The sequence below is a fragment of the Herbaspirillum chlorophenolicum genome (genome assembly GCF_001189955.1).
Lineage (GTDB): Bacteria > Pseudomonadota > Gammaproteobacteria > Burkholderiales > Burkholderiaceae_D > Herbaspirillum > Herbaspirillum chlorophenolicum.
In genome coordinates this window covers 32,278-46,682 of record NZ_LFLT01000027.1, presented here as the reverse complement: position 1 = coordinate 46,682, position 14,405 = coordinate 32,278, and the positions used below count along the sequence as shown (strand labels likewise).

General features: G+C 61.6%; 10 protein-coding genes and 3 pseudogenes. 10 read left to right on the top strand and 3 right to left on the bottom strand.

Going from position 1 to position 14,405, the window contains the following annotated elements; translation table 11 throughout:
- Nucleotides 1-267 precede the first annotated feature (267 nt).
- The 3 genes from AKL28_RS16190 to AKL28_RS16180 all read left to right on the top strand — a co-directional run bounded on the left by AKL28_RS16190 (nt 268) and on the right by AKL28_RS16180 (nt 3,817).
- Nucleotides 268-801, top strand: coding sequence for a sigma-70 family RNA polymerase sigma factor (locus tag AKL28_RS16190; protein ID WP_050469209.1), 534 nt, complete (start codon nt 268-270; stop codon nt 799-801).
- On the top strand, nt 780-1,805 hold the full coding sequence (locus tag AKL28_RS16185; RefSeq protein WP_331456566.1) for a FecR domain-containing protein: 1,026 nt from the start codon (nt 780-782) through the stop codon (nt 1,803-1,805). Before AKL28_RS16190 ends, AKL28_RS16185 begins: the two co-directional genes overlap by 22 nt.
- Before the next feature lie 101 nt (nt 1,806-1,906).
- Nucleotides 1,907-3,817: a TonB-dependent siderophore receptor gene (locus AKL28_RS16180; protein ID WP_050469180.1), complete on the top strand. Its 1,911-nt coding sequence runs from the start codon at nt 1,907-1,909 to the stop codon at nt 3,815-3,817.
- A 36-nt stretch (nt 3,818-3,853) separates the two neighbouring features.
- Here the strand turns inward: AKL28_RS16180 and AKL28_RS23980 are convergent.
- Both AKL28_RS23980 and AKL28_RS16165 read right to left on the bottom strand, forming a co-directional pair.
- Nucleotides 3,854-4,988: pseudogene (locus AKL28_RS23980) on the bottom strand (IS3 family transposase).
- A 315-nt stretch (nt 4,989-5,303) separates the two neighbouring features.
- Nucleotides 5,304-6,418 (bottom strand): annotated as a pseudogene (locus tag AKL28_RS16165) (IS3 family transposase); the annotation flags it as partial.
- Between the two features lie 243 nt (nt 6,419-6,661).
- Here AKL28_RS16165 and AKL28_RS23975 point away from each other — a divergent pair.
- Nucleotides 6,662-6,928 (top strand): annotated as a pseudogene (locus tag AKL28_RS23975) (transposase); the annotation flags it as partial.
- 788 nt (nt 6,929-7,716) lie between these two features.
- Here AKL28_RS23975 and AKL28_RS16145 read toward each other — a convergent pair.
- A complete protein-coding gene (locus tag AKL28_RS16145) occupies nt 7,717-9,528 on the bottom strand; it encodes a sigma-54-dependent Fis family transcriptional regulator (RefSeq protein ID WP_082221526.1) in 1,812 nt (603 codons plus the stop codon).
- Nucleotides 9,529-9,816: 288 nt separating this feature from the next.
- On the opposite strand from AKL28_RS16145, the gene AKL28_RS16140 reads away from it, so the two are divergent.
- From AKL28_RS16140 to AKL28_RS16115, 6 genes are read left to right on the top strand one after another with little or no spacing between them, the layout of a single operon-like run.
- The gene (locus AKL28_RS16140) at nt 9,817-10,050 is read left to right on the top strand and encodes a phenol hydroxylase subunit (protein ID WP_034303249.1); all 234 of its coding nucleotides are present in this window, start codon (nt 9,817-9,819) and stop codon (nt 10,048-10,050) included.
- Nucleotides 10,051-10,069: 19 nt separating this feature from the next.
- A complete protein-coding gene (locus tag AKL28_RS16135; RefSeq protein ID WP_050469176.1) occupies nt 10,070-11,062 on the top strand; it encodes an aromatic/alkene monooxygenase hydroxylase subunit beta in 993 nt (330 codons plus the stop codon).
- A gap of 22 nt (nt 11,063-11,084) precedes the next feature.
- Complete coding sequence (locus AKL28_RS16130) at nt 11,085-11,357, top strand: MmoB/DmpM family protein (protein WP_034303245.1); 273 nt, start codon at nt 11,085-11,087, stop codon at nt 11,355-11,357.
- 36 nt (nt 11,358-11,393) lie between these two features.
- Nucleotides 11,394-12,911, top strand: coding sequence for an aromatic/alkene/methane monooxygenase hydroxylase/oxygenase subunit alpha (locus tag AKL28_RS16125; RefSeq protein WP_156226365.1), 1,518 nt, complete (start codon nt 11,394-11,396; stop codon nt 12,909-12,911).
- 57 nt (nt 12,912-12,968) lie between these two features.
- Complete coding sequence (locus tag AKL28_RS16120) at nt 12,969-13,331, top strand: phenol hydroxylase subunit P4 (protein WP_050469175.1); 363 nt, start codon at nt 12,969-12,971, stop codon at nt 13,329-13,331.
- Nucleotides 13,332-13,340: 9 nt separating this feature from the next.
- Entirely contained in the window at nt 13,341-14,405 is a 1,065-nt protein-coding gene (locus AKL28_RS16115; RefSeq protein WP_050469174.1) for an NADH:ubiquinone reductase (Na(+)-transporting) subunit F, read from the top strand.

Genomic DNA, 14,405 nt, shown 5'->3' with positions numbered 1-14,405 from the left:
GCTCAGTAAGGCTCGTTCAGCGGGCTCTGGGCTGGCATTCTTTTTTCTGTAACGATAAATCCTGATGCAGATTGCGTCAATAAATTCTCGAGAATTAAATTTAATGTCGATAAATTGGATGGCGGAATGCAAGCATCCCTCAAGATGGCGCAGCATCGCGTGAAGCCGGCGCATCGGTTATGATTGATAATAATTCTTATTAACTTGTGGGTCGGAATCCTTTTCGGCTTGCGCAAAACCTCCCGCCTGCCCGCCGTGACTCTGCCCTTGTTCCAGCCCCAGCCTGTCTCCGTCCTCCCGTTGGAAACGCTGTATCGCGACCAGCATTCGTGGCTCTGTCGCTGGCTTGACCGACGCCTGCACAATGCCGGCGACGCGGCCGACCTGGCGCAGGACACCTTCATGCGCATCCTGCAGGCACCCGTTGCACCCACTGCACCCGGCAGGGAGGGCGATCTCTCGTTGCGCGCGCCGCGCGCCTACCTTGCCACCATTGCACGCCGCCTGCTGATCAACCACCTGCGGCGCCAGACGCTGGAACAGGCCTATCTTGAAGCGCTGGCCGCCCTGCCGGAAGACATGGCGCCGTCGCCGGAACAACAGGTCATCATCCTGGGGGCCCTGCGCGAGATCAACGCCATGCTCGAATCGCTGCCGGTCAAGGTGCGGGCGGTCTTCGTGCTATCCCAGGTCGAGGGGATGACGTATGCGGACATCGCCGCCGAGCTGGGCATCGGCTTGCGTTCGGTGAAGCGCTACATGGCGCAGGCGATGACCGAATGCATCCTGCTGGCGCCATGAGCACTTCGCCATCAGTGGATTCCCCCGGTACACCCCTTGATCGCGCCGTCGCCACCAGGGCGGCCCGATGGTTCATGCTGCTCGCCTCCGGCGAAGCCAGCGACAGGGACCGGCAGGCGCTGGAGCGCTGGCGTCGCGCCGATTCGGAACATGAGCGCGCCTGGCAGCGCGCCGAGCAGGTCAGCCGCAAGGCGGGGCTGGTGCCGGCGCCGATCGGCCAGGCCGTGTTGCGCGGCCCCGTACGCGGGATCGATCGCCGCAAGGCACTCACCACGCTGGTGCTGCTGATGACCGCTGCGCCGGCTGGATGGCTGGCGGTGCAAAGCACACCCTGGCGTGCCTGGCGCGCCGATTACGCCACCGCTACCGGCCAGCAGCGCCGGGTGACGCTGCCTGACGGCACGCAGGTGATGCTCAATACGGCCTCCGCCGTGGATGTTGCTTTCGACGAACGGCAGCGGCGGCTGTTGCTGCGCCAGGGCGAAATCATGGTCACCACCGCGCGCGATCCGCAACTGGCCGAGGGCAGGCCGGCGCGTGCCTTCGTGGTCGAGACCGCCGAAGGACAGGCGATGCCGGTCGGCACGCGCTTCATCGTGCGGCAAGCCAGCGGGCGCAGTGTGGTGTCGGTGCTCGAGGGGGCGGTCGAACTGCACCCGCGTGACAGCGGTGCCAGCCATCTGCTGCGCGCCGGCTATAGCGCCGGTTTCACGCGCGACAGTATTGCGCCGGAGCAGCGCTTGCAAGCCGACGCCGCGATGTGGACCCGCGGCATCGTCGCCGCCCAAGACATGCGACTGGACCGCTTGCTGGCTGAACTGGGACGTTATCGCACCGGCATCCTGGATTGCGATCCGGCCATTGGCGGCCTGCGCGTCACCGGCGCTTTCCAGGTGAACGATATGGATGCCGCCCTGGCCAATCTGGCGCAACTCTTGTCGCTCGATATCCGCTATCGCACCCGCTGGTGGGTCACGCTGCTGCCGGCCGAAAAAACTTCTTAAAAAAATGTCTGCCGGTTGGCCCCTTTTTGTTCCCGTGTGTGTCCTGTCTTGAACACAGGCATTCATCGACAGTACTCACATACAGGGAAGGGCGTTTCAGCATGTCATCAGAACAGGTTTTCCAGCCGCGCAAGACGCGCGTCTGCCGTGCAGTGCAAGGGGCATTGGTGTCGCTTGCATTGGCCATGGGTGCCGGCGCGATCGGCGGCATTTCCGGCATCAACATGGCGCAGGCAGCCGAGCCGGCATCCATCGTGCAGCCGGCCACATTCAATGTGCCGGCGGGGCCGCTGGCACCGGCACTGGTCAGCTTTGCCGGGGACGCAGGCATCAGTGTCAGCGCTGCGCCGGAACTGGTGCAGCACATCCACACCAAGGGAGTCAGCGGCACGTTGAGCCTCGACGAGGCATTCTCCCGGCTGCTGGCCGGTACCGGCCTGCAAGCCATTGCCACGGGCAGCGGCGGCCGCAGCTACAGCTTGCGCCCGGTGGCCACGTCAGGCGCCGCCGGCAATACCGCATTGCCCGTCGTTGCCGTGACGGCAGATCGTGACAGCGAGGCGTCCTATACGGCCCCGGCGCAAGCCAGCGCCGCCACCCCGCTGGGACTGACCATCCGCGAAACCCCGCAGGCCGTCAGCCTGATCACCAAGCAGCGCATGGAAGACCAGGGCCTGACCAGCCTGCGCCAGACCTTGGAGCAAGCGCCCGGACTGACGCTGACCTCCATGGGGACCGAGCGCTACTATCCGGTCTCGCGCGGTTACACGGTCAACAACTTCCAGATCGACGGCCTGAGCACCTACGCCGAATACTACGGGTTGGGCGAAGTGTCGCCGCAGGGCATGGCTGACATGGCGGTGTATGACAGCGTGGAAATCCTGCGCGGCGCGTCCGGGCTGGTGACCGGCGCCGGCAATCCATCCGGCGCCATCAACCTGGTGCGCAAGAAACCGACCGCGCAATTCCAGGGTTCGGCCGAACTGGGCGCCGGTTCGTGGAACAACAAGCGCGGCATGATCGACCTGTCCGGCCCGCTCAATGAGGCCCGCACCTCGCGCGGCAGACTGGTGACCACCTGGGAGAACGGCGACAGTTTCATCGACAACTACAGCAAGGACAAGAAGCTCTTCTACGGCATCGTCGAAGCTGACCTGTCATCGTCGACAAAGCTCACGCTGGGGTTTGAACATCAGGAAAACCGCTACAAGGGGCAGTTTTCGTATGTCGGTTTCCCGCTGTTCTACAGCAACGGCAACCAGACCGACCTGCCGCGCTCGTTCAGCTCGGCCAGCCGCGACAACCGTCTCGGCATCAATTCCAATACCTTCTTCGCCACGCTCGACCAGGAACTGGGCGGCGGCTGGAAGTTCAAGGCGTCGGCCAATACCGTGCAGTCGTCCCAGACCGACAAGGTGGCCTATCTGGCCGAAGCCAGCGGCGTGCCGGACCAGGCCACCGGTAACGGCCTCACGCTGTTTGCCGAGCAGTACCTGCACGACACTCGCACCGACGCCGTCGACGTGAACGTGCGCGGCCCGGTCAACTTGTTCGGCCGCGAGCATGAGCTGGTGTTCGGCGCCGACTTCAACAACTTCGTCAGCAACACCGATCGCGCGCGCGACACCAGCGGCCTGCAGGGTTCGGCGGTCAACATTTATACCTGGGACCGCACCGGCGTCGTGGTGCCGGGCGCGAGCTACATGAAGTACGACAGCACGCGCCGCCAGCTGGGGCTCTACGGGGCCGGCCGCTTCTCGCTGAGCGACCAGCTCAAGCTGATCGTGGGCGCGCGTGAGTTCAAATACTCGGCCAACTATGTCACGCGCAGCAGCACGCTGTATTCGCCCAGCCCGCAATCCGGCAGCAACGTGTTTACGCCCTACGGCGGGCTGGTCTATGACATCAACAACGCGCATTCGGTCTACGGCAGCTACACCGTCATCTACAAACCGCAGACGTCGCAGGACACCACCGGGGCCTTCCTCGCGCCGGTAGAGGGCGCCAACTGACCGGCCTGAAACAACTGGTCCAGACTTAAAGTTAGTCTAAGCGGCAAGCCGCAGTGGTGCCGGGGTTGTTGCCGGCAGTGTAGCCTGCGGTGCCGGTGGCCGGTATTTCAGTGAGCTGTGCGGCCGAACGGTATTGTACTGATGACGCCATCGCTCAATGATGACCTGAGCTTCTCGGAGGGTGTAGAAGATTTCTCCGTTGAGCAGTTCATCCCGGAATTTGCCGTTGAAGGATTCGCAGTATCCGTTCTCCCATGGACTTCCTGGCTCGATATACAGCGTCTTTGAACCGACTGATGCAAGCCAGCGCCGAAGATTCTTGGCGACCATTTCCGGCCCATTGTCAGAGCGTAGATATGCCGGAACACCGTAGGTCACCATGGCCTCAGCCAGGATATCGATGACGTCAGTACTGCGAATTTGCCTGGCCACGTGCAGCGCGAGACAGCGGCGAGTGAATTCATCGATGAGAACCAGGATTTTCAGAACACGTCCATCATGCGTTCTCTCCATGACGAAGTCCCAGCTCCAGACATGATTGGCATATTCCGGCCGCATTCGGCTGCAGCTACCGTCGGCAGCCACAGCCTTCCTCTCTTTGGCTGTTTCACTGGCACCTTCAATCCTTCTAGTTTCCAGATACGCTCTACCCGAGAGCGACTCAGCTCCCAGCCTTGATCTTCTAGCATGGCGTGGATGCGCCGATAGCCGTAACGCCCATATTGGCTGGCCAGTTCGATGATGGCTCCAGTCAGTGGTGCCTCATCGGCGCGTGGCTGGGCAGCATAACGAACCGAAGAGCGGGAGAGATGAAGCGCCCGGCAGATACGCCGTTCAGCGTGACCCAAGCTCATTCTGACATGGGCTACGGCTTGGCGGCGACGTGCCGGGCTCAGAAGTTTCCCCGGCTGACCTCGCGCAGTATCTGGTTATCGATGACAGCATCCGACAGCGCTCGGCGCAAGCGTGCGTTCTCTTGCTCCAGTTCCTTCAGTCGCTTGGCCTGGTCAATCTTCAGGCCGCCATACTCCTTGCGCCAGCGGAAGTAGGTTTGCTCCGTCACGCCAAGTTGGCGGCTGATTTCGGCCACCGTCTTGCCTTGCGCAGACATGACTTCTGCTTCACGCAGTTTGTGGATGATGTCTTCGGATGTGAATCGCTTCTTGGGCATGGTCTGACTCTCCTTTTCAATAGCATATGAAATTTCAAGTCGGACCAGTTTTTGCAGGTCAGGTCATAGCCGTGCTGGAGCGCCCACTTGAGGAGACTAGAGGCACGTGTGAGGTACTTGTTGACGGTTGTGATACTCATTGGCTCTACGCCGTTCATCTTAAGTATCTCTGCTATGGTCCGTCCACGGTACTTAGGGTTCTTATTGATGTTTGCGGGTATGGACTTCCCCCACTCCGGTAGACATTTCTGACCTATGATTGGACTTCCCCCAGTTCAGTAGACAAATCCCGACCTCACGCTGAGGCGCGCTCGAAGCCTCGGGGCTGACACCGCCCAGATGGCTGTGGCGCCTGGTTCGATTGTAAAAGACTTCGATATAGTCGAAGATATCGGCCCGGGCCAAGTCCCGGGTTTTGTAGATGCGCTTGCGAATGCGCTCCTTTTTCAAACTGCTGAAGAACGATTCCGCGACAGCATTATCCCAGCAGTTGCCGCGTCGGCTCATGCTCGGTTCGAGATTGTTGGCCTTGCAGAAGCGGCGCCAGTCGTCGCTTCCATATTGGCTGCCTTGATCGGAATGTACCAGTACCGGCTTCTTTGGCTTGCGGCGCCAAACCGCCATTAGTAAAGCGTCGATCGCCAGCTCGCGCGACAATGTCGGCTTCATCGACCAGCCAACGACTTTGCGTGCAAAAAGGTCGACCACGACGGCCAGATAAAGCCAGCCCTGCCAAGTTCGGATGTAGGTAATGTCAGTGACCCAAGCCTGATCAGGAGCATCGACGGTAAATTCTCGATTCAGCCGATTCGGAGCAATGATCGAAGGCCGGCCAGCAATCCTTCTGGGTGCTTTATAGCCGCGTACAGCCTTGATCTTATTGACCTGCATGAGCCGCGCTACACGATTACGTCCGCAAGTCTCGCCGGCTTCTCGCAGATCGCCAAAGACACGGTTGGCGCCGTAGACACCGCCGCTTGCAAAATACGAATGCCGGATTGCCTCGACCAGGCGAGCATCTTCCTTCGCTCGCTCCGATATCGGGTGGTGCAGCCATTGATAAAACCCGGCTCTGGCCACTTTCAAAATGCGGCACATCAGCACAAGCGAAAACTCGTGCCGATGCTCGTTCATGAACCGGTACTTTACTCGGGCTCCCTGGCAAAGTACCGTGCGGCTTTTTTTAGCAGATCGCGCTCCTCTTCCAGACGGCGCATCTGGGACCGCAGCCGCAGGATCTCGCTTTTTGCTTCGACCAACTCGGCACTTTGCTTCTCGTCCTTTGTTGGCATGACTGCCTTGACCCACTTGTATAAACTATGGGCCGATACCCCCAATCGGGCTGCAACCTCCGGAACGGGGTAGCCCCGCTCGACCACCTGCCTAACTGCTTCTTCCTTAAATTCCGGCGTGTAACGCTGTGTGCTCATTCATTTCTCCTATGCTCAAATCATAGGTCAGAAATGTCTACCGGAGTGGGGGAAGTCCACTCTCGATGAGTGCAGTTTACTGTACAAGCTCGTTGATCAGTTCGATCGCAATGAGCGCTATAGGTTGTAAGCGGACGCTACACTAGGTCTGCAATCGGCCCAGACTGTGTAAAAACGTAGGGACGTGTAAACGGCGGCAGCGTAGTCAACGTTAAGCCAGTATCTCATCACTACGGGTGCGAAATGAAGCGCTTTATTGAGGGCGAGGACCGCGGACAAGGCACGCTGCTGCCCGAGCTTCTGGACGACTACGTGGCCGAAGATAATCCGGTTCGTGTCGTCGATGTGTTCGTCGACGAGCTTGATCTTGCCAGCCTGGGTTTTGCTCGGGTGGCGCCGGCGAAGACGGGCCGGCCGGCCTACCATCCCGCCATTCTGCTCAAGCTGTACATTTACGGCTACCTCTACCGAACTTTCCTGGATCGACATAGGAGAAAATTCTTAAAAAGAGGTTCATGAATTTATAATACCCCCTTCGATACCTCGTTCCACTTTGTATGCCAATCGCGGACAATCCCCGCATGCGCGGGACACCCCCATATGCCGGTCCGATACATGGCATTCAAGAAGGTCGATTCCCCTCGTGCGCAGGGCAACCGGGTCGGCATACTATTCGGGATAGTCACGCTGTGGCCGATCCCCGCGTGCGCGGGGCAACCGCGTTGAGGCGGGGCTTCCCCAGTAGCTGGCCGGCCGATCCCCGCGTGCGTGGGGCAACCCTCCACGACGGCAGCGACACCATCCTGGCCCAGGGCCGATCCCCGCGTGCGCGGGGCAACCGCCAACTGCAGGATCAACTCGCAGGCCAGCAGGGGCCGATCCCCGCGTGCGCAGGACAACCACTTGCATCCAGCCGCACCACTCTTCATACGCCTTTCAGGCCATGATGCTTCAAGGCTCGACGTGACATGAAGAGTTTGGGAAAATCCCAACATTTCTTTCTGTTTTATACGTAACTCCACCTAACGGAGTTGCTTCATGTCAAAAAGCAAAAGAGCGCCCGGTTCGAGAAGCACATCTATCGCCAGATGTCATCCAGCGGGTGCCACGTCTTCCCAATTTCCAGTTTTTCCCCAAAGCGCAGGTGACCATCAAATTGTCCGCTGTGTTCGACCCGTTTGAAGCAGTCGAGCCACGCCACCGGCGCCGCGTGCGCAACTTGCCGATACCCTCGACAAGCTGCTCTGAGAGGGCCCAGTGGCGGTAGCGCGGTCCAGCCCCTCGGCCCGATCTCCCGCTCAGCGCGGCTGCGGCAATTTCTTGGTGCGGTAATCCATTTGCGCGCGCGTGATGCCCAGCAGGCTGGCGGCCTTGCTGATATTGCCGTGCGCCGACTTCAGCGCCGCCTGCATCAGCGCATCCTCGATCTGGCCGAGCGTGGACTGCTGGCGCGCGATCACGCCCGACGCCCACTCGTCGATCGAGGTGCCGCTCGCCGGCCCCAGGCCGGTGGTCTCGGCCAGGCTCGGCATCGCCGGCGTCAGCGCGGCCAGCTCGGCCAGTCCCAGCTGCGTCGAGTTGGCCGGACTTTCGTCGACGCTGAACAGGTGCGGGATATCGATCGCACCGCCTTCGTCGGCCAGGATGATGCCGCGCTCGAGCACGTTTTCAAGTTCGCGGATATTGCCCGGCCACTGGTGCGTCAGCAAGGCCTGCATGGCGCGGTTGGTGACGCCGGAAACCTGGCGCCCGAGCCGCTGGCACAGCTCGCGCAGCAGTTTTTCGAGCAGCAGCGGGATGTCGGCGCGCCGTTCGCGCAGCGGCGGAATCAGGATCGGGAACACGTTCAGGCGGTAATACAGGTCCTTCCGAAACCGGCCCTCTTCGACCGCAACCTTCAGGTTTTCGTTGGTGGCGGCCACCACCCGCACGTCGACCTTGCGGGTCCTGGTGCTGCCCAGGTGTTCCAGTTCGCCGCTCTGCAGGACGCGTAGCAATTTGGCCTGCGCCGTCAGGCTCAGGCACGCGATTTCATCGAGGAAGATGGTGCCGCCGTCGGCCGCTTCAAACCGGCCCGGGCGCGATTCGTTGACGCCGGTGTAGGCGCCCTTGTCGACCCCGAACAATTCCGACTCCATCAGTTGCTCTGGCATCGCGGCGCAATTGAGCTGGATGAGGGGCTTGTTGGCGCGCGGGCTCTTGCTGTGCACTTCGCAGGCGAACATGCTTTTGCCGACGCCGCTTTCGCCGAGCAGCAGCACGGTGGCGCGCGTTCCCGCGACCCGGTTGATGCGGTGGATCACGCCGAAAAATCCGGCCGAGGCGCCGATTGCCACCGCATGCCCGCCGCTGCCGCCCCCGGCTGGCAAAGGCGCGCCAAAAGCCGGCTGTGGCGCGCTGCCCGGCGCCACGCCACGGCGCTGCTGCAACGGTTGCGCCTCCAGATATTTCATGTCCAGTTCCGGATCGTCCCATTCTTCGACCGGCTTTCCGATCACGCGGCAATGGGCGGCGCCGGTCGAGCTGCATTCGACTTCGCGGAACAGGATCCGCTTGCCCATGAACGCGCTGCTGTAGCCGCTGGCGTAGCCGGTCTGCATCCAGCAGGCCGGCTCCGATCCCAGCCCGTAGATCGAGATGTGCGACTCGTCCTCGGACGAATCCTTCCACACCACCTCGCAATAGAAATGGCCGGTGGCGCTGTCGATTTCGAGCCGCACCGGTTCGGCCCGCACCACGCCTTCGAGGCCGTGCATTTGCGGACCGACCATGAACATATCGATCTGGTTGTCGCCGGGCCGCACCTTGCGCGCCAGCGCCGCGTCCTTGGAGCCGGCCAGGTAGCCCATACGGGTCAGCAGGCCGCGCGCCGACTCGACCCCCAGCGATTCGATCAGTTCCTGGCGCAAGGCCCCGAAGGCCTCGGTGCGCAGCAGGATCATGCGGCTGTCGTCGAGCCAGATGCGGCCGTCGGTCGGGCTGAAATGCAGCCGTTCGGCCAGGTCGCGAATATTTGGAAATATCTTGTCCTCGATCTTGTCGGGGATGTGAAGGCGCAGGCTCACGCCCGGCCCGGCCCCGGCGTCGGCCACTGTGGATTTCGACTGCATGGTCTTCTCCTTCTAATCTCAGGCGCCAGCACCGCCTTTTTTTTTAAGCTTTTGATGACATGCGCTTTTGGGCGAATTTCATGAATTGACTAATTGATACTCATGGACAACTTTGTGCGTTCGCAGCATCCATGCTCCGTATTGACTTGGCCGCGCCCAATCATATTGCCGTGCTCGCGGTGCAGCAAACGCACTTGAGGAATCAAGCTGGCACACCGTTTGCTATGCATTCGATGAATACCGCATATGTCGGTTTCTTATTTGTCTTTTTCAATATAGGGGCGGCTGATGTCCGAAGTCAATGCAAATAACCGCTGGGTAAGAGTTACCAATGAAACGGAAAACGGCTTCATCGAGTTCGAATTCTTCGTCGCCGACCGCGACCTGTGCGTGGAACTGATCCTGCCCGCAGCCGCCTTTCAGGAGTTTTGCGCAATCAATCAGGTCCGCTTCATCGACACTGGCGCGCCCGGCCTGATCACGCCGTCCGAGCCCGGCATTCCGCTGCGCCGGATCAAATAATTTTACAAGGAGACATGGGATGCAAGTTGACATCAAGAGCCTGAACATCAAGCCGCTGCGCCATACTTTCGACGCCGTGGCGCGCTTCACCGGCACCGACAAGCCGGCCTCGCGCTACCTTGAGGCGACCATTGGGCTGCAGCCGGAAACGAACTTCCACTACCAGCCGCTGTGGTCGAAGGACCGCGCCATCTTCGACAAGCGCAACACCGCGATCGAGATGGCCGACTGGTATCGCCTGCTGGACCCACGCCAATACTACTACGGTGCCTGGACCATCACCCGCAGCAAGCAGCAGGATGCGGCCGAACGCAACTTTGCCTTTGTCGAAAAGCGCCAGATGCTGGCGACCATCCCCGCCGGACTGCGCGCGCAAATCGAGTACCTGCTGCTGCCGCTGCGCCATCTCGAGTACGCGGCCAACCTCAACAACTGCGCGATGTCGGCCAAGGGCTACGGTGTGTCGGTCACCCAGGCCACGATGATGTGCGCGATGGACCGGCTGGGGATTGCCCAGTACATCACCCGCATCGGCCTGATGCTGGCGGACGGCACCGACACCGCACTCAAGACCGCCAAGGCCGCATGGCAGAACGACCCGGCGTGGCAGGGCATGCGCGCGCTGGCTGAGAACATGCTGGTCACCGAAGACTGGTTCGAACTGTTCGTGACGCAGAACGTGGTGCTCGACGGCCTGCTGTATCCGCTGGTGTACCAGTCATTCGGCAACCTGGCCAGCGCATCGGGGCAGACCAGCTTCGCGATGCTGACCGAGTTCATGAGCGAGTGGTTCGACGAACACGCTCGCTGGACTGGCGCGGTGCTGAAGATCGCCGCCGCCGAATCGCCGGCCAACAAGGAGCAACTGGCGCAGTGGGTCGGCAAGTGGCAGCCGCAGGTACTGCAGGCGCTGCAGCCGGTCGCCGCGGCGGCGTTCGGCACCCAGGCCGGCACCGAACTCGATGCCTGCGCCGGCCAGCTGGCCGAACGCCTGGCCAAGAGCGGCCTTTAATACCTGAAAGCGGAGACAGAACATGACTGAAAAAATGGTTTTCCTGGCCTTGCAGGACAACGAAGAAGCACGCCCGATCCGCGAGTCGATCGAGGCCGACAACCCGCACGCCACGATCACGCAGTACCCGGGCCTCTACAAGATCGACGCCCCCGGGCGCCTGGTGGTCAAGCGTGAAAGCGTCGAAGAGCGCATCGGCCGCCCATGGGACCCGCAGGACATCCACCTGACGCTGGTGTCGCTGTCCGGAAATATCGACGAGACCGACGACTACTTTGCGCTGGAACGCGTCTGACCCAGGCGCAACCTCAAAACATCACAGGAGACAATCGTGGCCCAAGCCAAGAAAATGAGTTTGAAGGACAAGTACACCACCATGACCAGCGACCTGGCCTGGGATTTTTCGTACAAGTCGCAGTCCGAGGTATTCCCGCTGTGCGACTTCGAAGGCATCAAGATCGAAGACTGGAGCAAGTGGGAAGACCCGTTCCGCCTGACCATGGACGCCTACTGGAAATACCAGGGTGAAAAGGAGCGCAAGCTGTACGCGGTGATCGACGCCTTCACCCAGAACAACGCACACCTCGGCGTGTCGGACGCGCGCTACATCAACAGCCTGAAGATCTTCCTGACGGCGGTCACCCCGCTCGAATACGGCGCCCACCGCGGCTTTGCGATGGCCGGCCGCGCCTTCCCCGGGGTCGGTGCCCAGGTCGCCTCGCAGATGCAGTCGATCGACGAACTGCGCCACGCGCAGACCCAGCTGCACACCATCAGCCAGTACAACAAGTACTTCGACGGCCTGCACGACCCGTTCCACATGTACGACCGCGCCTGGTACCTGTCGGTGCCGAAATCGTATTTCGAGGACGCGCTGTCGGCCGGCCCGTTCGAATTCGTCACCGCCATCTCGTTCTCGTTCGAGTACGTGCTGACCAACTTGCTGTTCATGCCCTTCATGTCGGGCGCCGCCTACAACGGCGACATGGCCACCGTGAACTTCGGCTTCTCGGCCCAGTCGGACGAATCGCGCCACATGACGCTGGGCCTGGAGGTGATCAAGTTCATCCTCGAGCAGCACCCCGACAACCTGCCCATCGTGCAGCGCTGGATCGACAAGTACTTCTGGCGCGGCTACCGCCTGCTCGGCATCGTCGGCATGATGATGGACTACATGCATCCGAAGCGCGTGATGTCGTGGAAAGAAGGCTGGGAGATGTACTTCGAGCAGAACGGCAAGGCGCTGTTCGACGACCTGGGACGCTACGGCATCACGATGCCCAAGTTCTGGGAGAAATCGGTCGAGGAGAAGGAACACATCACCCACCAGCTGTGGCTGACCTTCTACAGCGTCGGCAACGCCGCCGGCTTCCACACCTGGGTGCCCGAGGACTCCGAGCTGGACTGGCTGTCCGAAAAATACCCGAACACCTTCGACAAGTACTACCGCCCGCGCTTCGAATACCTGCGCGCCCAGGAAAAGGCCGGCAAGCGCTTCTACTCCCAAGCACTGCCGCAGCTGTGCCAGACCTGCCAGATCCCGATGGTCTATACCGACACCAGCAAGCCGACCGAGCGCGTGTACAAGCACAGCACCTACAACGGCGACAAATTCCATTTCTGTTCGGACGGCTGCAAGTCGGTGTTCGACCACGAGCCCGAAAAATATGTGCAGGCCTGGCTGCCGCCGCACCAGATCTTCCAGGGCAACTGCGGCGGCCCGACGATTCCCGATGTCCTCAAGTACTACCACTTCTCCGAGAACGACCCCGGCGAGTTCCTGCATTCGCGCGATAACGCCAACTGGAACGAGTGGAAGGGCCTGAACAAGGACGACGAGGCAGCGTGACACCAGGCGCCGGCCGCGGATCGTCCGGCGCAAGCACCACACAATCAGGAGACAACCATGGCAGTCAAAGCAGCATACGAAAACTACAGCGGCCCGAACGCGGACGCAGTCGAGAATTTCCACGGCAACCAGGTGGTGTACATCGGATGGGACGAGCACATGATGTTCCCGTTCGCCGGCGCCTTTCCGCTGCCGCCGCAGATGCCGTTCGGGGCGCTGGTCAAGGACCTGCTGCCGTCGGTGTATGGCGCCCATCCGGATTTCGCCAGGATCGACTGGGCCGCGACCGAATGGTCGCTCGACGGCGCGCGCTTCACGCCCGACATGGACAGGAGCATCGCCGAGAACGGCGTCGCCCACAAATCGCTGCTGCGCCTCGCAACCCCCGGCTTGAACGGCATCGGCAACACGGGTTTCTGAGGAGCTGGCATGAACGCGAGAATGTGTATTGAACCCCTGAGCCAGACCGTCGAGGTCGAGGCCGGGCAGACCCTGCTCTACGCCGCCCTGCGCGCCGGCGTCTACATCCCCCACGCATGCCTGCATGGCCTGTGCGGCACCTGCAAAGTGCAGGTGGTCGAGGGCGAAGTCGATATCGGCGACGCCTCGCCGTTTGCGCTGATGGATTTCGAGCGCGACGAAGGCAAGTGCCTGGCATGCGTAGCGACCGCCTCGTGCGATATCGTGATCGAAGCGGAGATCGACGAGGAACCCGACGCCGAGATGCATCCGATGCAGGACTTCACCGGCACCGTGGCGAAGATCGTCGATCTGACCCCGACCGCCAAGGGCGTGTACATCGAGCTCGATGGCGACGGCATCGATTTCCAGGCCGGCCAGTACGTGAACCTGCACGTGCCGGGGCTGGATCAGCCGCGCGCGTTCTCGCTCGCCAACGCACCGTCGCAAAAACGGATGATCGAGCTCAATATCCGCAACGTGCCCGGCGGCCAGGCCACCGGCTATATCCACAACCAGCTCAGGGAAGGCGACCGCCTGCGCCTGAACGGTCCCTACGGCCGCTTTTTCGTGCGCCGCTCGGCGCCCGAAAAGCTGCTGTTCCTGGCCGGCGGCACCGGCCTGTCGAGCCCCAAATCGATGATCCTCGACCTGCTCGAGCGCGGCGAGACGCGCGCCATCACGCTGGTCTACGGCGCCCGCCACCGTGCCGAGCTGTATGACGACGAGCTGTTCCGCGACCTGGCCGCGCGCCATCCCAACTTCACCTATGTGCCGGCGCTGTCGGCGCCGGCCGAGAGCGACGCATGGGAAGGCGAAACCGGCTTCGTGCACGACGTGGCGACGCGCCACTTCGGCGGTGACTTCCGCCAGCACAAGGCCTACATGTGCGGCCCGCCGGTAATGATCGACGCCTGCATCACGACGCTGATCCGCGGCCGCCTGTTCGAAAGGGATATGTACATGGAAAAATTCATCTCCGCCGCCGACTCCGAGTCGACCGCGCGCCGCAGCCCACTGTTCAAGGCGATCTGA

What these genes read in the sequence shown, in the direction of transcription:
- AKL28_RS16130 (WP_034303245.1), top strand. Translation starts at nt 11,085, where the DNA reads ATGACTGAAAAAATGGTTTTCCTGGCCTTGCAGGACAACGAAGAAGCA.
- AKL28_RS16115 (WP_050469174.1), top strand. Translation starts at nt 13,341, where the DNA reads ATGAACGCGAGAATGTGTATTGAACCCCTGAGCCAGACCGTCGAGGTC.
- AKL28_RS16140 (WP_034303249.1), top strand. Translation starts at nt 9,817, where the DNA reads ATGTCCGAAGTCAATGCAAATAACCGCTGGGTAAGAGTTACCAATGAA.
- AKL28_RS16145 (WP_082221526.1), bottom strand. Translation starts at nt 9,528, where the DNA reads ATGCAGTCGAAATCCACAGTGGCCGACGCCGGGGCCGGGCCGGGCGTG.
- AKL28_RS16185 (WP_331456566.1), top strand. Translation starts at nt 780, where the DNA reads ATGCATCCTGCTGGCGCCATGAGCACTTCGCCATCAGTGGATTCCCCC.
- AKL28_RS16180 (WP_050469180.1), top strand. Translation starts at nt 1,907, where the DNA reads ATGTCATCAGAACAGGTTTTCCAGCCGCGCAAGACGCGCGTCTGCCGT.
- AKL28_RS16135 (WP_050469176.1), top strand. Translation starts at nt 10,070, where the DNA reads ATGCAAGTTGACATCAAGAGCCTGAACATCAAGCCGCTGCGCCATACT.
- AKL28_RS16120 (WP_050469175.1), top strand. Translation starts at nt 12,969, where the DNA reads ATGGCAGTCAAAGCAGCATACGAAAACTACAGCGGCCCGAACGCGGAC.